This is a genomic window from Actinophytocola sp. NPDC049390, from assembly GCF_044466355.1.
Lineage (GTDB): Bacteria > Actinomycetota > Actinomycetes > Mycobacteriales > Pseudonocardiaceae > Actinophytocola.
In genome coordinates, this window is record NZ_JBITMQ010000003.1 from 82,583 (window position 1) to 102,556 (window position 19,974).

Sequence of the window (19,974 nt, forward strand, 5' to 3'; positions counted from 1 at the left end):
ACCAATCACCGGTGATTGTTCCGGGCTCGGTCGAGCACCTCCTCGAGACGCAGCGGGCTGGCGGGGTGGTGGGACAGGCACAGCGGTGACTCGATGCGCCGGAACGCGAACGTGTCGCCGGTGACGTAGAACTGGCCGCGCCGCAGTCCCGAGATGTCGTCGAGCGTGCTGCCCTTCGCCCTGGCCATCTCGTTCGCGGCGGCGATCTGCGCCGGGCTGTTCAGCCGGCCGAAGAACTGGGTGGTGGCGTTGCCGGTGATCTGGTTGTGCAGGCCCTTCGGTGCCTGGGTGGCGAACAGGAGCCCGAGGCCGTACTTGCGCGCCTGCGAGGCCAGCACGATCGTGCTGCGGGTGCTGGCGGTCAGCCCGGCCGACGGCGCGAGCGTCTGTGCCTCGTCCATCACGAGCAGCCCGCCGAGCGGCCGGTCACCCGCCGGGTTCCGCTTGATCCACGCGAAGATCTCCATCTGCAGCTGGTTGACGAACGCCTGCTTCTGCTCGTCGGCGGGCAGCCCGACGAAGCTGACCACCGAGACACGGGCACGCTTGCCCGGCGCAGGCGTGAACAGCACGGCCGGGTCCGCCGGCTCGCCCGCCCCCGCGAAGAGCGGGTCGTTGACCATCGCTGCCTTGAGGTTCTCGGCCAGGTCGGCGGCGATCGCGTGTGCGCTGCCGAGGCGGCTCACCCCGTCCGGCAGGTCGGAGAGCATGTCGATGAAGCTGAGCATGCCGCGCGTGCCCTTGCGCGCGTAGTGGGTGAGCGCCTCCCGCAACACCGCCTTGCCGCGGACGGCCTTGTTGGCGGCGCCGGTGACCTTGGCGTGCGGTGCCAGGGCGGCGACGGCCACCTCCACGGCGGCGGTGAACTCGTCCTCGTCGTCGAGCACCCCGGCGAAGTCCGGCAGCGGGTGGAAGCTCAGCGGCCGCCCGCCGGCCCGGCCGGGCGTCCAGACCACGACGTCGGTGTTGTCGAGGTAGTCGCGTGCCGCGTCGGCGTCCCCGGGCCCCCAGCCGTCGGGCGGCGCGGGCCACGGGTCCCCGAGCCGGGCGAGGTCGTTGTTGGGGTCGAGGACGATCGCGGACACCCCGCGCCGTGCGCACTCCTCGACGATGCGCCTGATCAGCACGGTCTTCCCGGATCCCGACCCGGCGAACACCACGGCGTGCTTGCGCAACGACTCCAGTTCGACGGCGACGGGCTGGTCGACGCCGAGGGTGATCGCGGTGGGGGATTCGGTGCGCGCCTGGGAGGTGGGTGTGGCGGGGCGTTGGGTGCCGGTATGCGGTGGGACGGGCGCCTGGGGTGCGGCATGACGACCGTTGGTCGAGGGAGCTGTGGGGGTGTCGGGATCGGCGTCCGGCCACGGGGACTGGCGCGGCGGTGGGGTCGTCGGGAGGAGCGTCGAGAACAGCGCCGAACTGCTCGCGGGCTTGCGGGCGACGAGCCATTCGCGCAAACCGTAGCTCTGGGTCGTGAGCATCTCGGTCAGCGCGCCGAACGTGCGGAGATCGTCGTGGCTGATGTGGACGTCTTTGCCGCCCTTCTCATGGAACTCGTTGAGTTCCTGCGTGGTCTTCGCGCCTTTCGACCACGGGCGGTTGCGGATCAGGACCAGGTGCCGGTTGTTCGCGTTGCCCCGCACACCAGCAGCGGACCGGGCGTTGCGGATCCGGTGCAAGGCGGAGATGGGCTGAGCCGCGGCGATGGCCCGGAAGGTCCAGTGCTCCTCGATGTCGAACTCCTCATCGAGGGTGCGCCGGATCGACGCGTGCACCACGGGCTTCCCCTCCGGTGCCGGATCGGCCTTCCACACCATGTCGTCGTTGCCGACCTCGGTGATCCACGACCGCAGGGCGGCCGACAGGTACGCGGGCATCACCCGGTCCTCGATCTGCTCGTCGAGCGGTGCTGACACGTCGACCTCGGCCTGCAGCTGAGCGAACTTCTCGTCCAACTCGGCGAAGTACGCGGGCTCCGGTCCGGTCGGCGGCTCGCTCACCACGATCGTGGGTCCGGTGTCGAACGACGTCAGCTCATGGATCTCCCCGCGCAGACAGGCCTCCACGTGCGCGTCGATCCGCTTGAGCAGTTCCCGGGCCCGGTAGGTGTCCCACGCGGCCCCGAACGCTTCCGGCGACACCGGCCAGGTCGGGTGTGGAGGCGTGAACCCGATGTTGGCGTACGGCACGCCGAGCCACTTCCGCACGAACTCCCGGCCCTGTTCCGGGTCGACGATCCGGTCGAGCGGCCGCGTGGTGCGGAACCGGTCCGGCACCGAGTCGACGGCCTTGTCCGCCAGCAGGTGCCACGAGTTCGGCAGGCAGGCGACGAGCGAGAGCGTGCGCCGGGTCCGCTCCCGCAGCTGCATCAGCCCGTCCGCGAGCAGCGACAGCTCCACCGCCACCCGTGCGTCGTCCTCGGCGTGCAGCGGCGTCTCGGTCGACTTGGCGACAAGGGTGTCGAGTTGGTCGACGGCGATCACACTCGCGCCGGTGAGCGCCAGCAGCTGGAAGATCTCCTGAGCGATCTCGTGCGGCTGCTTGATCACCGGGCGGATACCCCACTTGTCGCGGTCCTCCCGCTCGGGTTCGTCGAACCCGTCGAAGTAGTCCTCACCGATGTCGGACTTCGTCATGTCCGGCGACGCGAACAACACCAGCGCCCTGGCCGTGTCCGCGCACCTCTTGCCGACCGCGCGGTCGAGGCGGAACAGATCGGTGACGAACGTGTCGAGGTCGTCGACGGAAACCCGTTTGTCGCCGACGATCGCGTTCGCAACGGCGTCCCGCGTGCCCGCCAGCGCGCAGAGCCTGCGCAGGAATCGCGTCAGCTGGCGCTCCCCGTCGTCGGCCCTCAACAGCCCGGCCAGGACATGCTGCACGACGTCCGACCAGAACACGCTGCCCGTGCTGAGTGCCACCAGGAAGAAGTAGCCGTCCTGGCTCTGCACCTCACGGCGGACCCAGCCGAGAAGGTGGGTCTTGCCGACGCCCTTCTGGCCCTGGAGCACGAGCCCGATGGGGCTCGGCCCGTTGCTGTCGATCGCGTCCTTGATGCCCGCGCGGACCGCGCGCTCCGCGTCCTCGTGGAGGCCGTCGACGTGATACGGGGAGGTGCTCCAGACGTCGTCCGGGGTCTCCGCCCAGTTGAACCGGAGTGCGGCGAGTGCCTCCCTCGGATCCCGCGTCATGATTCCTCGATCGCGATCATGTGGTTCTCGTCGCCGCCGATCCGCACCGCCGCGGCGCGATCCTCAGCCGTCACCCCCTTGCGGTCGGGGTTGGGCGCGAGCGTGATCTCCTGCTTGCGGCCCAGTGCCTTCAGCACGTCGTCGACGTCCTCCTTCGCGGCGCCGTTCAGCAGCGGGCGCAGTTTGGTGAGGTGCACCCAGTCGCCCGGCTTCGCCGCGAGCTTGCGGTAGGCGGTCCGGATATGGGTCTCCAGGCCGGAGCCGGGGCCAGGCTCGTCCCCCGGCTGGAACACGTCCGCGAGCTGGCGGTTCTCCCGGTTCATGAACCGGTCGAGGCTGTTGAGGACGGCGAAGAACGCGTAGCCGTAGTAACCCGGTCGCGCGGGACGTTCCGCGGTGAACTCGGTCCGGCAGCGGACCCAGCCCTTGTCGGTGAGGTCGTGGACGTAGGGCTTGTTGCCCTCGCGGGTACTGCTGACGAGGCCGAGACGGTTGAGGCGCCTGCGGACGTCACCGGTGATGCGGATGCCGGTGACCTCCTCCAGCTTCGTGTTGTCGATCTCGCGTGCCACCGCCATCAGCGTGAGCAGCGCCGAGATGTCCTGACTGGTGAGCCGATCGTTCATCGATTACTCATTTCCCTTATTCGCCAACCGAGTCTGCTGAGCAAGGCTGTGACCAGATCCGCCACGTTCCCGGGGATCGCGACGCGACCGTTGTCCTGGACAGCGGGCGCGATGACGGCTTCTAGCTCCGCGACCAGGACACGCATCCGCTTGACGTCACCGTCTCGGGTGGCGTTCGCCATGGCGCGCACGGTGCGTTCCACCACGTGCCAGCCGGTGTAGGTGAGCAGCGCCGTCCTGCTTCGTTCGGCGGTCGCGGACGCGTCCGTGTACACCTGGGCCGGGTCGGCCCTCGGCGCTGGGACCGGGTTGTCGCCCACCACCTCCGCGTGGAGGTTCGACGCGACCAGGGGGCCCAGTTCCAGGTGCCGCAGGTTGCGGAGGAAACCGGGCAGAACCCGGGGATCCGTCGCGGACGTCAACACCGGGAACAGGCGGCGGTCGGTGTCGGCGGCGAGGGTTCTGCGCAGGAACCACTCCGCCTCCGCGGTCTGCCAGCGGCTCACCTGGCCGTCGATGACCAGGCACAGGTGGCGGGCGGCGTCCTGCGCGTGGGCGAGGAAGTCGACGTCGCCGGACAGCGAGCTCTCCGCCCGCACGCCCAGCGCACGCAGGTCCCGGACCAGCGCGGTCGCGGGGCCGAGGGTCGAGCGCGGGGTGCTCACCAGGATGTCGACGGCGAAGTCGCGGGGCTGGCCGCGCGCGGCCGTGACGAACGCGTCCCTGTTGTCCGCCAACAGGTCGCTGCGGTCCAGCTTGTGCGCCACCACCGCGGCGATGGTCTCCAGCGCGTACGCGATCTGGTTCGCCGACGGCACCCGCTCGGCCAGCACCGGGAGTTGTTCGCCGAAGCTCCAGTACGACACGTACGGCAGCGTCAGGTGCCGCAGCATGAGCGACGGCGACACGTTGTGCACCAGCCAGTTGCCGAACAACGGCGTGGTCAGCTCGGTGCACGTCCGGTACCACGACTCCGCCCGTTCGTACTCGACCCGGCTGTCGAACCGGGACAGCACCGGCAGCGCGGTGAGCTGCGGCCGGTCGTACGGCATCCGGTCACGGGCCTTGTCCGCGCGCCGCACGACGTCGAGCGCACCGCCCACGCTCTGGTCGTTCGCCGTGAACAGCACGACCAGGTGGTCGGGGAGGTGCGCGGTGCAGATGCTCGCGATGTCGGCGAACCCGGTGCGGCTGTCGATGAGCACGAAGTCGTACGCCTCGGTCCACTCCGCGCGGCACAGTTCCAGGGCGTCGGCGAAACCCTGGGCGTACAGGGCGGCCCAGTCGATGCTCTGGACACGCCGGGCGTAGTCGTCCTCGTGCTGGCCGCCCGCCGCGAGCAGGTGGACCGTGCCCGGTTCGTCGAGTTCCAACTCGGTGATGTAGGCGCTCGACGGCTGTTGCGCGCTGGCCGCGAAGTCGTCGACGAGGTCGATGATCCCGGTGGTGGGCGGGGACTTCAGCAGCGGCTTGAAGTACGCGGGCAGTCCGGGCGCCTCCAGGTCCCAGTCGATGGTCAGGACCCGGTATCCCCACCGTGCCAGCAGGATCGCGATGTTGCTCAGCGCGAAGCTGCGCCCGACACCGCCCTTGAACGAGTAGAAGGTGACGACCGTGCCCGCCATGTCAGAACCTCGGCAACGGCGTCATGCCCGGCATGGGTGGGTCCGGCCGTTCGATCGGCCAGTCCGGCTTCCACGGCGGCACCCGGTCGATCCGCTTGGCCAGCTCGATGGCAACGTCCTCGATCTCCTGCAGAAAGTCGATCCACCGAACGGTCTGTTGGAACACGGGGTCGGGGTGGTTCCACTTCTTGAGATCCCGCCAAGATCTTTCCCGTGCGAAGCTCGGGAAGTTGTCGGAATCGGAGAACAGCACCGGATAGATCAGTCCGGAGTGGTCGAGCAGCTTCTCGCGTGCTGCCATGCTGTGCCATTCCGCGAGGCACCACCGCGACCGGAAGTACTGCGGAGAGAACACCGGCACGAGAATTCTGGTTCGGTTCAGGGCCTCGCCGAGCTGGTCCGGCCAGACGCTCCCCACTTCGATGCCCTCGTCGATGAACACCTTCGGATCGTGACGGAGGTGGTCGGCGAGATGATCTTTCAATCGCGGGTGGAAGTGGTTGCGCACCCATTTGTAGGGATTGCCGTCACGGCGATAGCTGATGAAGACATCGAATTCGTAGTCGGACACCGCGTGTCGTCGCCCCTTCGACCCGAATGATGGTGCCGTCCGAGCATAAGCGACAGATGTGCGGAAATAGTTGACAAATAAAGGACAGCTGAATCAGTGGTCAGGCGTGTACCTGATCGGGACGTAGTCGTACTCGCCAGGGCCGTTCCACGTGTACTCCTGGTGTTTGACCGGGGTGGCGCCGAAGTCGTAGGCGACGTAGGTCGTCCGGGCGGCGTTGGTCCAGTGGTCGAACAGGCGGACGTGCCTGCCCCACGCGAGGAGTGCGTCGCCGGTGCGGAGTTCGTCCTTCGTGATCACGCGCGAGACGTCCGTGAGGTCGTGTTCCAGGCCTTCGCGCGGGGTGGCGTAGCTGACGCGCAGGCCCCAGACCATGGACACGAACCCCGAGCAGTCGGTGCGGTAGTACGGCTGGTGGCAGCCGCCGAGTACGCCGCCCCAGTCGGTGCGGGCGTAGCCGGTGTCGGCGCGGAAGCACGCGTCCTGGTCGTACACCGGGCTCGCGCGGAACCACTCCCGGGCCCTCTCGATCATCGGGCGGACGTCGTCGGTGTACGGGATGGTGTCGGCGGCCGTCACGCCGCCCGCGATCAGTGCGGCGGCCGCCGCCACGGTCCATCTACCCCAGTTCACCTGCGCATTCTACGCAGGGGGACGGTCCCCCTGCGCCGTCGCAGGGGGACCGTTCCTCATCCGCGCCCGGTCAGCCGATGGTGGTCGACGTGAGTACCGGGTTGGGGTTGGGGAAACACGACGTCGGGACCGAGACGTTGCCGATGAACGTCGACACGACCGCGGTGAACGTCAGGCCGGGGTCGTCGTAACTGGTGCCGTAGAGCGTGGACTCGATGGCACCTGAAGCCCCCGCCGTCAGGTGCGCGGTGATGGTCGGCAGTTCGAACGAGGCGCCGCCCGCGATCGGGCCGGCGAAGGACACGGTGACGATGCCGCCGGACTCCGACCAGGTGGGTGTGCTGCCCAGGCCGGAGCCACCGGTCAGCGTCACGCCGGTGAGCGTCGAGTTGGTCGGGACGGGGACCTTCAGCGTGAAGTCGCGGACTTCCCTGACCGTGTAGCCCGCCGCTTCGGACGGGACCTGGTTCGGCGCCGGGTCGACGACGATGTCGAGGGCGCCGCTCGGGGAGACGGTCGCGGGGGCCGTCGCGTCGACAGTCTGGTTCAGCGTCATGTACTCGGCGCCGAACGGTGTGTCGCCACGGCAGTCGAAGACGATGTCTGTCGTCGCCGCGGCGGCGGTCGGCGCGATGACGGCGGAGGCGGCCACGGCGGCGATGACGGCCGCGGCGGTTTTGAGCAGGGTAGACCTCATTGTCCTCACCTTGGAAACGTTGCAGGGTAAGTGTTTCCGGTACCGGTGATGCCCAGGCACTTCCTTGTCTACTGCCGAGTAGCCTTTACGTCAACCCCTTCACGGTTACCGATAGTGCACGATTGACTGCGAACCGGGCGCCGCCCAATGGTCGAACCGGCGCGACTGAGCGGAGTAACTCCAGGTCAGGCGGCTGCGACGGCGGCGGTGGCCAGGTACCGGTCCACGATCAGCGATGCCAGTTCCGGCGCCGCGCCCATTGGGTCCGCCACCACCGCGTTCCCCGCCAGCGCCGCCGCCCGGTCCGGCAACCGGCCCGGTGCGAGGAACCACGACGCCACCGCGATCCGGCGGGCACCCGCCGCGCGCAGCGACGCGACCGCCGCCGGCACGTCCGGGTCCGCGGTCGACGCGAACGCCGCCCGCACCCCCGCCACCGGGAATCGGCGGGCCCACGACGCGGCCACGTCGGCCACCGCCGCGTTCGCAGGCGCGTGGGAGGAACCGGCACCCGCCAGCACGATCCCCAGCGACGGGTCGTCGAGCCGGACGCCCGCCTCGGTGAGCCGCCGCAGCGCCACCGACGACAGCCGCTCGTCCGGGCCGAGCACGTCCGACACCGAGATCGTGAGCCGGGGGAACCGGGCGTGCGCCTCGGCGACCAGCGCGGGCAGGTCGACCCGCGCGTGGAACGCCGAACCCAGCAGCAGCGGCACGATCACCGCTTCCCGGTGCCCCTCACCGGCGAGCGTGGACAGCACGTCCGGCAGTCGCGGCGCGGACAGGTCGAGGAACGCGGTACGCACGTCGAGACCGGGCTCGGCCGCGCGCAGGACGTCCAGCAGCGCGGCGATGGTCGCGGCGGACCGCGGATCGCGGCTGCCGTGCGCCACGGCGACGAGCGGCGCGCGCGGAAGCCCGAACGCATCCGCGTGCGGAAGGGAGGACGTCACTGGTTCCTGTCCAGCAACGGGAGCGGAGCCCCGACCAGCCCCGCCGCGAGCGTCGTGCCGTCGGCCGGGTCGATCACCAGGAAGGCGCCGGTCCGGCCGCGGCTCGAGTAGCGGTCGACCGGGATCGGCTCCGCCGTGCGCAGCGACACCTGGCCGATCTCGTTGAGGGACAACGTCTCCGGGTCCTCGTGGGTCGCGAGCTTCTGCTCGTCGAACCGCGTGCGCAGCTCCGTGACCATCGCCGGGACCGTCTTCGCGCCCGACTTGACGAGGACCTTCTGGTTGTGCCGCAACGGTTTGTCCGCGAGCCACGCAAGCGTCGCGGACAGTTCGTCGGTCAGCTCGGGCGCCTCGGTCGCCGCCGCGATCACGTCCCCGCGGGAGATGTCGACGTCGTCGGCGAGCAGCAACGTCACCGAACGCCCCGCCACCGCCTCGGGCAGCGCGCCGTCGTGGGTGTCGATGCGCTCGACCCTGGTGCGCAGGCCCGCGGGCAGCACGACGACCTCGTCGCCGGGCCGCACCGTGCCCGCCGCGACCTGGCCCGCGTAGCCCCGGTAGTCGGGGTGGGCCGAGGTGCGCGGCCGGATCACGTACTGCACGGGGAACCGGAACGGCGCCTCGTGCGGGTCCTGCTCGACCGGCACGGACTCCAGGTGGTCCAGCAGCGTGGGGCCCACGTACCACGGCGTCCGCGGCGACTTCTCGACCACGTTGTCGCCGCGCAGCGCGGAGACGGGGATCGCGAGTACCGCGCCCAGCGGGTAGCCAAGCGAGGTCGCGTGTGCGGTGAACTCCTTGGCGATCACCTCGAACGCGCCCTCGTCGTAGTCCACGAGGTCGATCTTGTTGACCGCCAGCACGAGCCGGGGCACGCCAAGCAGCGCGAGGACCGCGGCGTGGCGGCGGGTCTGCTCGACCACGCCCTTCCGCGCGTCCACCAGCAGGATCGCCAGCTCGGCCGTGGACGCGCCGGTGACCGTGTTGCGGGTGTACTGCACGTGCCCCGGGGTGTCGGCGAGCACGAACGTCCGCTTGTCGGTGGCGAAGTAGCGGTATGCCACGTCGATCGTGATGCCCTGCTCGCGTTCCGAGCGCAGCCCGTCGACCAGCAACGACAGGTCCGGGGTGGACAGTCCCTTGTCGACGCTCGCCCGGTGCACGGCGTCGAGCTGGTCGGCGAGCACGGACTTCGTGTCGTACAACAGACGGCCGACGAGCGTGCTCTTGCCGTCGTCGACGCTCCCAGCAGTGGCGAGCCGCAACAAATCGGACATCAGAAGTAGCCCTCCCGCTTGCGGTCTTCCATGGCGGCCTCGGAAAGCCGGTCGTCCGCGCGGGTCGCGCCGCGTTCGGTGAGCCGGGACGCGGCGACCTCGGCGATCACCTCGTCGAGCGTCGTGGCGGTGGACTCGACCGCGCCGGTGCACGAGCCGTCGCCGACCGTGCGGTACCGGACGGTCTTGCGCACCTTGGTCTCGCCGTCGCGCGGGCCACCCCACGGGCCCTCGGCGAGCCACATGCCGTCGCGCTGGTAGACCTCGCGCTCGTGCGCGTAGTAGATCTCGGGCAGCTCGATGTTCTCCCGCTGGATGTAGCGCCACACGTCCAGCTCGGTCCAGTTCGACAGCGGGAACACGCGCACGTGCTCACCCGGCCGGTGCCGCCCGTTGTAGAGGTTCCACAGCTCGGGGCGCTGCCTGCGTGGCTCCCACTGGCCGAACGCGTTGCGCAGGCTGAAGATCCGCTCCTTCGCGCGGGCCCGCTCCTCGTCCCGGCGGCCGCCGCCGAACACCGCGTCGAACCTGTTCTCCGTGATGGTGTCCAGCAACGGCACGGTCTGCAGCGGGTTGCGCGTGCCGTCGGGACGTTCGGTGAGGCGGCCGTCGTCGATCCAGTCCTGCACCTTCGCGACGACCAGCCGCAGCCCGTAGCGCTCGACGACGCGGTCGCGGAAGTCGATGACCTCGTCGAAGTTGTGCCCGGTGTCCACGTGCAGCAACGGGAACGGCACCGGTGCGGGCCAGAACGCCTTCACCGCGAGGTGCAGCAGCAGCGTGGAGTCCTTGCCGCCGGAGAACAGGATCACCGGCCGGTCGAACTCGCCCGCGACCTCGCGCATGATGTGGACGGCCTCGGATTCGAGGCGCCCCAACGAGTCCAGGGTGGGTTGGATCGTCGCGGTCATCCGTGCAACCCGCATTCCGTCTTGGCGAGGCCGGCCCAGCGGCCGCTGCGGGCGTCCTGCCCCGGCAGCGGTTTCGCGGTGCACGGCGCGCAGCCGATGGACAGGTAACCCTCGGAGACGAGGGGGTTCTCGAGAATGCCGTTCGTGTCGATGTACTCGCGGAACTCCTCGTCGGTCCACGGTGCGATCGGGTTGACCTTCACCAGGCCGTTGCGGTCGTCCCACTGCACGATCGGCGTGTTCGCGCGGGTCGGCGCGTCGACGCGGCGCACGCCGGTCACCCACGCGTCGTAGCGCGCGAGCGTCCTCTGCAGCGGCACCACCTTGCGCAGGAAGCAGCACTGCGTGGGGTTCGTCCGGTTCAGCGGTCCGAACTCGGCCTCCTGGTCGGCCACCGACTGCTCGGCCCGCGCGTTGACGATCCGCACCGACGGGTAGGTCACCTCGACCGCGTCGCGGGTGCCGATGGTCTCGGCGAAGTGGTAGCCGGTCTCCAGGAACAGCACGTCGACATCCGGCTTCGCCCTGACCGCCAGGTCGATCAGCACCGCGTCCTGCATGTTCGACGCGACGATGAACCGGTCGCCGAACGTCTCCGCGGTCCACGCCAGAGCCTCCGTCGCGGTGGCGTCGGCCAGGTCCTTCGCCGCTCGCTCGGCCAAGTGCCGGAAGTCGGTCGCGGTGGTCACCGGGTCACCTCTTCTTTCGCAAGGTTCAGGCCCACGAACTTGACGGTGAACACGCGGCGGCAGCCGCCGCACAGCCACGCCGCGTGGGGTTCCTCCTGCGGGCGAAGGTCCTCGTCGCCGCAGTACGGGCAGTAGAAGGGGGTCGCGCGCTCGGTCATGTGAGGTCCGCCTCGTCGGCACGCGCCACCCACTGCGGGAAGCGCTCGTCCGGCTTGCGGTCCGCCACGTAGTTGCGCACGACGCGCTCCACGTAGTCCGGCAGATCCTCGGCGGTCACCTTGTGGCCGCGCAGTTTCCGGCCGAACCCGGCGTCGAGGCCGAGCCCGCCGCCGAGGTGCACCTGGAAGCCCTCGACCTGGTTTCCGTCGCCGTCGGTGACGATCTGGCCCTTCAACCCGATGTCCGCGGTCTGGATGCGGGCGCAGGAGTTGGGGCAGCCGTTGATGTGCACGCTGATCGGCGTGGTCACGTCGCCGGTGATGTCCTTGAGCCGGTCCTCCAGCGCTGACACCAGGTTCGCCGCGCGGGCCTTGGTCTCGACGATGGCGAGCTTGCAGAACTCGATGCCGGTGCAGGCCATCACCCCGCGCCGCCACGGCGACGGATCGGTCTGCAGGCCGAGACCGGCGAGCGCCGTCTTCAGCCGGTCCACTTCGGACCGCGCGACGTCGAGCACGATCAGCTTCTGCAGCGGCGTGAACCGCACCCGGTGTGAGCCCGCCTTCTCGGCCGCGTCGGCGACCGCGACGAGCGTGCTGCCGGACACCCGGCCCGCGATGGGCGCGGCGCCGACGTAGAAGTTGCCGTCCTTCTGCTCGTGCACACCGATGTGATCGCGCGGCTGGTCGGGCACGGCGGGCGCGGGACCGTCGATGAGCGGCCGCTTCAGGTACTCGGTCTCCAGCACCTCCCGGAACTTCGCGGCGCCCCAGTCCTTGACGAGGAACTTGAGGCGTGCGCGGTTGCGCAGGCGGCGGTAGCCGTAGTCGCGGAAGATGCCGATCACACCGGCCCACACCTCGGGCACCTCGTTGAGCGGCACCCACGTGCCGAGCCGCTGGCCGATCATCGGGTTCGTGGACAGGCCGCCGCCGACCCACACGTCGAAACCGGGGCCGTGCTCTGGGTGTTCGACACCCACGAAGGCGACGTCGTGCACCTCGTGCGCCACGTCCGGCAGCCCCGAGATCGCCGTCTTGAACTTGCGCGGCAGGTTCGCGAACCGGGGATCGCCGACGTACCGGCGCCGGATCTCGTCGATCGCCGGTGACCCGTCGAGCACCTCGTCCACGGCGATGCCCGCGACGGGGGAACCGAGGATCACCCGCGGGCTGTCGCCGCACGCCTCCATGGTGGTGAGGCCCGCGTCCTCCAGCTTGCGCCAGATCGTCGGCATGTCCTCGACGCGGATCCAGTGGTACTGGATGTTCTGCCGGTCGGTGATGTCCGCGGTGTCCCGCGCGTAGTCACGCGACACCTCACCGATGACGCGGAGCTGGTCGGTGGTGACGGCGCCGCCGTCGATGCGGACCCGCAGCATGAAGAACTCGTCGTCCAGCTCCTCCGGTTCGAGGGTGGCCGTGCGGCCGCCGTCGATGCCGGGCTTGCGCTGGGTGTAGAGGCCGTACCAGCGGAACCGCCCGCGCAGGTCGGCCGGGTCGATGCCCGCGAAACCCGTGTGGGCGTAGATGTTCTCGATGCGGGCGCGGACGTTGAGCGGGTTGTCGTCCTTCTTGCTGCGCTCGTTGGGGTTGAGCGGCTCGCGGTAACCGAGCGCCCACTGCCCCTCACCGCGCTTCTGGCGTTTCGTGGTGGGAGTTGGCGACACCCGTCGACCTCCGAGGTCTGGGCACCCGCGCACGCGGACGACGTCGGGAGGTCGCCGGCGCACCCGAGCGCCGGCGTACGAGAAATAGATGACGGCGGCGGCGGGTTACCGCCGGCACATCGCGCTGGAAACCCGAACGAAGTCCACGTGACGCCGGGCCACGAGGAGCAGTTCGGTAACAGCGGACATGACCTCAGCGTGCCACGCGTCCAGGGGGTGGTCCACCGGCATCCGCATCGTGAGAACCTGTGACGCAGGTCACTGTCGAGTCCGGTCGGCCTCGTTCGACGCACCGGCATCGAGACCAACAGGAGGTTGCGGATGGCTACGTCAGTGTTGTTCATGTCGATGTCGGTCGACGGCTACATCGCGGCGCCGAACGACCGCCCGGACAACCCGGGTGGCGACGACTTCATCCGTCTGCACGAGTGGGGGCTCACGCCGGACGGGCAGGACTTCCGGACCTCCGGCCCCGCCGGGGAGCTGATGGCCGAGGTGGGCTCGACCGGCGCGGTGGTCGCCGGGCGGCGGACCGTGGAGCAGGTCGACCACTGGGGCGGCGACCACCACGGCCGCGGCGTGCCGATCTTCGTGCCGAGCCACCGCCCACCCGGCCCGACGGTGGTGAACTACCCACTGGTGACGTACGTGTCCGACGGGATCGTCAGCGCGATGGAGCAGGCGAAGGCGGCGGCCGGCGGCCGGGACGTGCTGGTGCAGGGCGCCTACACGGCGCGGCGGGCGATCGAGGCCGGGGTGCTGGACGAGATCCAGATCCACCTGGTCCCGGTGCTGTTCGGCGGCGGGCGGCGGCTGTTCGACGTGCTGCCGTCGCGGGTCGAGCTGGAGGTCCTCCGGGTGGTCGACACCCCGGAGGCGACCCACCTCCGCTACCGGGTCACCGACAAGGGCGCCTGACCGCGATCACCGGCAATTAGCACGCAATTGCCGCGTCGAAACGGGTCGCGTGGTTGCTGGGGGCATCCCGCTGACGATAACGTCATCCATATCGACTGATCTGAGGGGGAAGATTCACGTGCGATGGAAGATTCCGGCCGGCGTTCTGTTGGTACTCGCACTATTGATCCCGGCGACATCGGCGGCGGCGCAGGCAGAATCGTCAAGACTGGACGAGACAACGTGCCAGGAGGTCGTGTACACGGATATCCGTGAGTTTTTCGTCATCGACGTGGGCACCGCTTCTGATCTTGAGATCCGGGTATTGGCCAACCAGATTTCGGCGGTGGCCAGGGCTGAGTCGTTGACCGGGTTGTTCGAGGCTGTGCAGGATGTGCTGCGGTTCGGGACTCCTGATGAGATCCGCGCTTTCCTCCAGGGTGCTTGGGAGATTGCCTGGACGATCGATCTGCGGGGTGAGGTGCTCAGGACGAAGGGGGATCCGAATGCCGGCGTCAATGTGCAGGCCGCCGCGCAGGAAGCGCTCAACAACGGTTCCGTCGACGCGTTCCTGACCTATCTCAATCACGGGTTGTATGTCGCACGCGCGCTCGACGCCGGATGGACTCTGGTGGAGTACACGGATATCCGCGAGCTTTTCGTCATCGACGTGGGCACTGCCTCCGATCTTGAGATCCGAGTGTTGGCCAACCAGATTTCGGCGGTGGCCAGGGCTGAGTCGTTGACCGGGTTGTTCGAGGCTGTGCAGGATGTGCTGCGGTTCGGGACTCCTGATGAGATCCGCGCTTTCCTCCAGGGTGCTTGGGAGATTGCCTGGACGATCGATCTGCGGGGTGAGGTGCTCAGGACGAAGGGGGATCCGAATGCCGGCGTCAATGTGCAGGCCGCCGCGCAGGAAGCGCTCAACAACGGTTCCATCGGCGCGTTCCTGACCTACCTCAACCACGGGCTGTACGTCGCCCGTGCGTTGGACGCCTGCGCGGCTCAGCCAGCGTAGTCACGCAGCACAGGCACCGGCAGCCGCCGAGCACCCCGGAATCCTCCGGGGTGCTCGGCGGTGTCACGTGCCTGGTGGGGCAGGCCGCGCGTCAGCGGTTGACGTCGCGGACGGCGCCCTGTGAGGCGTCCGTCGCCAGCCTGGCGTAGGCCCGCAGTGCCGCGGTGACCGGCCGCTGCCGGTCCACCGGCTGCCACGGCCGCTCGCTCGACTCCATCTTCGCGCGCCGGTCGGCCAGCACCTGCGGGTCGACCAGCAGTTCCAGCCGCCGCTCGTGCACGTCGATGAGGATCCGGTCACCGTTCTCGACCAGGCCGATCGTGCCGCCGCCCGCGGCCTCCGGCGAGATGTGCCCCACCGACAGGCCCGACGAACCACCTGAGAACCGGCCGTCGGTGATCAGCGCGCACTTCTTGCCGAGTCCGGCGCCCTTCAGGAACGCGGTCGGGTGCAGCATCTCCTGCATGCCCGGCCCGCCCGCGGGCCCCTCGTACCGCACGACCAGCACCTCGCCCGGCTGGATCTCCTTGCTCAGGATCACCGACACCGCCTGCTCCTGGCTCTCGACGACCCGTGCGGGCCCCTCGAAGCGGAACAGCTCCTCGTCGATCCCGGCCGACTTGATGATCGCGCCGTCCTCGGCCAGGTTGCCGCGCAGCACGGCGAGACCGCCCTCGGCCGTGTACGCGTGCGCGAGGTCGCGGATGCAGCCGCCCGCCGCGTCCGTGTCCAGCGACTTCCAGCGGTTCCCCGTGGAGAACGCCTTCGTCGTCCGCACCCCGCCGGGCGCCGCGTGGAACAGCTCGACGGCCTCCTCCGACGGCGACGAAGCCCGGATGTCCCACTCCGACAGCCACGCCTCGAGCGACGGCGAGTGGATCGTGCGCACGCCCTCGTTCAGCTTCCCGGCGCGCCACAGCTCACCGAGGATGGCGGGGATGCCGCCGGCCCGGTGCACGTCCTCCATGTGGTAGTCCGAGTTCGGCGACACCTTCGACAGGCACGGCACGCGCCGCGAGATCGCGTCGATGTCGGCCAGCGTGAAGTCGACCTCGCCCTCGCGGGCGGCGGCGAGGATGTGCAGGACCGTGTTGGTGGACCCGCCCATCGCCATGTCGAGCGCCATCGCGTTCTCGAACGCCTCCCGCGTCGCGACCGACCTCGGCAGCACCGAGTGGTCGTCGTCGCCGTAGCAGCGCTTGGCCAGCTCCATCACCGTCGTGCCCGCCCGCTCGAACAGGGCCCGGCGTGCCTCGTGCGTGGCGAGCGTCGAGCCGTTGCCCGGCAGCGCGAGGCCCAGGGCCTCGGTGAGGCAGTTCATGGAGTTGGCGGTGAACATGCCGGAGCACGACCCGCAGGTCGGGCACGCCGACTGCTCGACCGCGGACAGCCCGAGCTCGTCGACCTTGTCGTTCGCCGACGCCGCGATGGCCGTGATCAGGTCGGACGACGGGTGCGCGACACCGTCGACCACGACCGCCTTGCCCGCCTCCATCGGCCCGCCCGACACGAACACGGTCGGGATGTTGAGCCGCATGGCCGCGTTCAGCATGCCCGGGGTGATCTTGTCGCAGTTCGAGATGCACACGAGCGCGTCCGCGGCGTGCGCGTTGACCATGTACTCGACGCTGTCGGCGATGATCTCCCGCGAGGGGAGCGAGTAGAGCATCCCGCCGTGCCCCATGGCGATGCCGTCGTCGACGGCGATCGTGTGGAACTCGCGGGCGGTACCACCCGCCGCGCGCACCGCCTCGGCCACGATGTCGCCGAGGTCACGCAGGTGCACGTGCCCCGGCACGAACTGCGTGTAGGAGTTCGCGATGGCCACGATCGGCTTGCCGAAGTCGCTGTCGGTCATGCCGGTGGCACGCCACAGGGCCCTGGCGCCCGCCGCGTTGCGGCCGTGGGTGGTGACGCGGGAACGGAGCTCAGGCACGGCTCCTCCAACTTCTATTCAGCTTTGGCTTCTTCCCGGGACTCGGCGGGCTCCTCCTCGGGCGCCTCGGCCGGGGTCTCGGTGGGGTCGTCCAGCCGCCCGCCGCTGATCAGCGACAGCGCGGGGAGGTGGCGCGTGCGGACGTTGGGCAGCGGGAGTTCCTTCCCGGCCTCGTCGACGGCACGTACCCAGGACCGTTCGGACACCTTCAGCGCACGCACGTCCGACCACGGCAGCACGTGCCTGCCGAACAGCGTCCGCGCGACCAGCTTCTCGCCGTCCGCGGTGGTGCGGACCCGCAGGATCCAGGCGATCGCGACGACCGGGATGACGTAGATGGCGGCCAGGCCCGGCGCGGCCCACGCGAACGGGGTGGCGGTGATGGCGAACAGCAGCGCACCCAGCACGGCGGTCGCCGGGATCTTGAACACAAGCCGTGACGGCAGCTGCGGAACGGTCACGCCTACATCGTGCCACGTCGCGAAGCATGCGGGTCGGGCACCGGGTCTCTCATCATCCGAGATCACAATCCCGCAGAGTTGACGCCCTACGCCGATCGCACTAACGTCTGCAAGCGTGCCCCAGCAGACCGGTCTCGTACTTCCCCAGCGCGTTCGACGCTGAGGAAGTCAGCTGCGTCGAACGCGCGACCCTCGTACGGCCCATCGTGGTCGACGGGGGTTTTTTCGTGTGTGAGGCCAGTTCGAGAGCCTGGTAGAGACCCCGACAAGAGGCTGAAGCCGATGACCAGTGCGACACAGCGGACGACTCCGGTCGCCGCGACGCCAGGGCCCCGTCCCGGCGGCCCCCGACCCAAACCAGCACCGCCGACCGGCACGCCGGTCCGCGTGACCGGCGCACAGTCGCTCGTCCGGTCGCTCGAGGCGGTAGGCGTCGAGGTGGTGTTCGGCATTCCGGGCGGGACCATCCTCCCCGCCTACGACCCGCTCCTGGACTCGACGAAGGTCCGGCACGTCCTCGTCCGCCACGAGCAGGGCGCGGGCCACGCCGCAACCGGGTACGCGCAGGCCACCGGCAAGGTCGGCGTGTGCATGGCCACCTCCGGTCCCGGCGCCACGAACCTGGTCACGCCGCTCGCCGACGCCAACATGGACTCCGTCCCGGTCGTCGCCATCACCGGGCAGCAGACCAGGGCCCTCATCGGCACCGACGCGTTCCAGGAAGCGGACATCTGCGGCATCACACTGCCGGTCACCAAGCACAACTTCCTCGTGACCGACCCCGCGGACATCCCCAGGACCATCGCCGAGGCGTTCCACATCGCGAGCACGGGCCGGCCCGGGCCGGTGCTCGTCGACATCCCGAAGGACGTGCTGCAGGAGAACACGTCCTTCTCGTGGCCGCCCGAGATGCGCCTGCCCGGCTACAAGCCGACCACCCGGCCGCACGGCAAGCAGGTGCGCGAGGCCGCGAAGCTGATCACGGGCGCGAAGCGGCCGGTGTTCTACGTCGGCGGCGGGGTGCTGAAGGCGAACGCGTCGGCCGAGCTGGCCGAGCTGGCCGAGCTGACCGGCATCCCGGTGGTCACGACGCTGATGGCCAAGGGCGCCTTCCCGGACTCGCACCGCCAGCACCTCGGCATGCCGGGCATGCACGGCTCGGTCGGCGCCGTGGCCGCCATGCAGCGCTCCGACCTGCTGATCGCGCTGGGCGCCCGGTTCGACGACCGCGTCACCGGCCAGCTGTCGACGTTCGCGCCGGACGCGGCCGTCGTGCACGCCGACATCGACCCGGCGGAGATCTCCAAGAACCGCCGCGCGGACGTGCCCATCGTCGGCGACTGCAAGGAGATCATCGCGGAGCTGATCGCCGCGGTGCGCACCGAGATCGCGGACGGCGGCAAGCAGGCCGACCTGGCGAAGTGGTGGCAGCAGCTCGACACGTGGCGGGACACGTTCCCCCTGGGCTACGAGTGGCCGGAGGACGGGTCGCTGTCGCCGCAGTACGTCATCGAGCGGATCGGCCAGATCGCCGGCCCGGAGGCCGTCTACACCGCGGGCGTCGGCCAGCACCAGATGTGGGCCGCGCAGTTCATCAAGTACGAGAACCCGGCGACGTGGCTGAACTCCGGTGGGCTCGGCACGATGGGCTACGCGGTGCCGGCGGCCATGGGCGCCAAGTTCGGCGTGCCGGACAAGGTCGTGTGGGCCATCGACGGCGACGGCTGCTTCCAGATGACCAACCAGGAGCTGGCCACGTGCGCCATCGAGGGTGCGCCGATCAAGGTCGCCGTGATCAACAACGGCAACCTGGGCATGGTGCGGCAGTGGCAGAACCTCTTCTACTCGGAGCGGTACTCGCAGACCGACCTGGGCACGCACAAGCACCGCATCCCGGACTTCACCCTGCTGGCGGAGGCGCTCGGCTGCGCCGGGCTACGCTGTGAGTCCAAAGAGGACGTCGACGCCGTCATCCACCGCGCCATGGAGATCAACGACCGCCCGGTGGTGATCGACTTCGTGGTCGGCAAGGACGCACAGGTGTGGCCGATGGTCGCCGCCGGTACCGGCAACGACGAGATCATGGCAGCGCGCGGCATCCGCCCGCTGTTCGACGAGGACTGATGTATCGATGAGCACACACACTCTGTCAGTTCTGGTCGAGAACAAGCCGGGTGTCCTCGCGCGCGTCGCGGGCCTGTTCTCCCGGCGTGGCTTCAACATCGAGTCGCTCGCGGTGGGCCCGACCGAGCACGCCGACGTCTCCCGCATGACCATCGTCGTCGCGGTGGACGAGCTGCCACTCGAACAGGTGACCAAACAGCTCAACAAGCTCGTGAACGTCATCAAGATCGTCGAACTCGACCCCCAGGTGTCGGTGCAGCGGGAGCTGCTGTTGGTGAAGGTCCGCGCGGACGCCACGGTGCGCACGCAGGTGCTGGAGACCGTGCAGTTGTTCCGCGCCAAGGTGGTCGACGTGTCCCCGGAGGCGCTGACGGTCGAGGCGACCGGCACCGTGGACAAGCTCGAGGCACTGCTGCGGATGCTCGAGCCGTACGGCGTGCGGGAGATGGTGCAGTCCGGCATGGTCGCGATCGGCCGCGGTCCGCGCTCCATCACCGCGACGGGCGTCCGCTAGTTTTTTCGAGAATTTCTGAGGAA

19 protein-coding genes are annotated in these 19,974 nt (G+C 69.5%); 4 read left to right on the forward strand and 15 right to left on the reverse strand.

Annotated elements, in window-relative coordinates:
* Positions 1-5: 5 nt before the first annotated feature.
* The 13 genes from ACIBVP_RS11365 to ACIBVP_RS11425 form a co-directional block, all read right to left on the reverse strand.
* Positions 6-3,191 (reverse strand): helicase HerA domain-containing protein, encoded by a 3,186-nt coding sequence (locus ACIBVP_RS11365; protein WP_396105960.1) that lies wholly within the window; start codon positions 3,189-3,191, stop codon positions 6-8.
* Entirely contained in the window at positions 3,188-3,817 is a 630-nt protein-coding gene (locus ACIBVP_RS11370) for a hypothetical protein (RefSeq protein ID WP_396105961.1), read from the reverse strand. The genes ACIBVP_RS11365 and ACIBVP_RS11370 overlap by 4 nt, the downstream gene beginning before the upstream one ends.
* The gene (locus tag ACIBVP_RS11375) at positions 3,814-5,442 is read right to left on the reverse strand and encodes a CATRA system-associated protein (RefSeq protein ID WP_396105962.1); all 1,629 of its coding nucleotides are present in this window, start codon (positions 5,440-5,442) and stop codon (positions 3,814-3,816) included. The genes ACIBVP_RS11370 and ACIBVP_RS11375 overlap by 4 nt, the downstream gene beginning before the upstream one ends.
* A gap of 1 nt (position 5,443) precedes the next feature.
* Entirely contained in the window at positions 5,444-6,013 is a 570-nt protein-coding gene (locus ACIBVP_RS11380) for a TIR domain-containing protein (protein WP_396105963.1), read from the reverse strand.
* A 93-nt stretch (positions 6,014-6,106) separates the two neighbouring features.
* Positions 6,107-6,646 (reverse strand): hypothetical protein, encoded by a 540-nt coding sequence (locus ACIBVP_RS11385; protein WP_396105964.1) that lies wholly within the window; start codon positions 6,644-6,646, stop codon positions 6,107-6,109.
* A 70-nt stretch (positions 6,647-6,716) separates the two neighbouring features.
* Complete coding sequence (locus tag ACIBVP_RS11390; protein ID WP_396105965.1) at positions 6,717-7,343, reverse strand: cyclase; 627 nt, start codon at positions 7,341-7,343, stop codon at positions 6,717-6,719.
* A 185-nt stretch (positions 7,344-7,528) separates the two neighbouring features.
* Entirely contained in the window at positions 7,529-8,296 is a 768-nt protein-coding gene (locus ACIBVP_RS11395; RefSeq protein WP_396105966.1) for a sirohydrochlorin chelatase, read from the reverse strand.
* Positions 8,293-9,573: a sulfate adenylyltransferase subunit 1 gene (locus ACIBVP_RS11400; RefSeq protein ID WP_396105967.1), complete on the reverse strand. Its 1,281-nt coding sequence runs from the start codon at positions 9,571-9,573 to the stop codon at positions 8,293-8,295. The genes ACIBVP_RS11395 and ACIBVP_RS11400 overlap by 4 nt, the downstream gene beginning before the upstream one ends.
* Positions 9,573-10,484, reverse strand: coding sequence for a sulfate adenylyltransferase subunit CysD (gene cysD, locus ACIBVP_RS11405; RefSeq protein WP_396105968.1), 912 nt, complete (start codon positions 10,482-10,484; stop codon positions 9,573-9,575). Before cysD ends, ACIBVP_RS11400 begins: the two co-directional genes overlap by 1 nt.
* Complete coding sequence (locus tag ACIBVP_RS11410) at positions 10,481-11,173, reverse strand: phosphoadenylyl-sulfate reductase (RefSeq protein ID WP_396105969.1); 693 nt, start codon at positions 11,171-11,173, stop codon at positions 10,481-10,483. Before ACIBVP_RS11410 ends, cysD begins: the two co-directional genes overlap by 4 nt.
* Positions 11,170-11,331: an Insertion element protein gene (locus ACIBVP_RS11415; protein ID WP_396105970.1), complete on the reverse strand. Its 162-nt coding sequence runs from the start codon at positions 11,329-11,331 to the stop codon at positions 11,170-11,172. Before ACIBVP_RS11415 ends, ACIBVP_RS11410 begins: the two co-directional genes overlap by 4 nt.
* A complete protein-coding gene (locus tag ACIBVP_RS11420; RefSeq protein WP_396105971.1) occupies positions 11,328-13,001 on the reverse strand; it encodes a nitrite/sulfite reductase in 1,674 nt (557 codons plus the stop codon). Before ACIBVP_RS11420 ends, ACIBVP_RS11415 begins: the two co-directional genes overlap by 4 nt.
* 105 nt (positions 13,002-13,106) lie before the next feature.
* Entirely contained in the window at positions 13,107-13,238 is a 132-nt protein-coding gene (locus ACIBVP_RS11425; RefSeq protein ID WP_396105972.1) for a putative leader peptide, read from the reverse strand.
* Positions 13,239-13,322: 84 nt separating this feature from the next.
* Between ACIBVP_RS11425 and ACIBVP_RS11430 the strand changes: the two genes are divergently transcribed.
* Together ACIBVP_RS11430 and ACIBVP_RS11435 are read left to right on the forward strand one after the other, a co-directional pair.
* Positions 13,323-13,919 carry a dihydrofolate reductase family protein gene (locus ACIBVP_RS11430; protein ID WP_396105973.1) on the forward strand — a complete coding sequence of 199 codons (597 nt, stop codon included), beginning with the start codon at positions 13,323-13,325 and terminating at the stop codon, positions 13,917-13,919.
* A gap of 118 nt (positions 13,920-14,037) precedes the next feature.
* Entirely contained in the window at positions 14,038-14,916 is an 879-nt protein-coding gene (locus tag ACIBVP_RS11435) for a hypothetical protein (RefSeq protein ID WP_396105974.1), read from the forward strand.
* Positions 14,917-15,007: 91 nt separating this feature from the next.
* On the opposite strand, the gene ilvD is transcribed toward ACIBVP_RS11435, so the two are convergent.
* Entirely contained in the window at positions 15,008-16,852 is a 1,845-nt protein-coding gene (gene ilvD / locus ACIBVP_RS11440) for a dihydroxy-acid dehydratase (protein ID WP_396105975.1), read from the reverse strand.
* Positions 16,853-16,866: 14 nt separating this feature from the next.
* On the reverse strand, positions 16,867-17,313 hold the full coding sequence (locus tag ACIBVP_RS11445; RefSeq protein WP_396105976.1) for a PH domain-containing protein: 447 nt from the start codon (positions 17,311-17,313) through the stop codon (positions 16,867-16,869).
* Between the two features lie 282 nt (positions 17,314-17,595).
* Here ACIBVP_RS11445 and ACIBVP_RS11450 point away from each other — a divergent pair, with 282 nt between their 5' ends.
* Both ACIBVP_RS11450 and ilvN read left to right on the forward strand, forming a co-directional pair.
* On the forward strand, positions 17,596-19,437 hold the full coding sequence (locus tag ACIBVP_RS11450) for an acetolactate synthase large subunit (RefSeq protein ID WP_396105977.1): 1,842 nt from the start codon (positions 17,596-17,598) through the stop codon (positions 19,435-19,437).
* 7 nt (positions 19,438-19,444) lie between these two features.
* Positions 19,445-19,951: an acetolactate synthase small subunit gene (ilvN, locus tag ACIBVP_RS11455; protein ID WP_396105978.1), complete on the forward strand. Its 507-nt coding sequence runs from the start codon at positions 19,445-19,447 to the stop codon at positions 19,949-19,951.
* Positions 19,952-19,974: the final 23 nt, after the last annotated feature.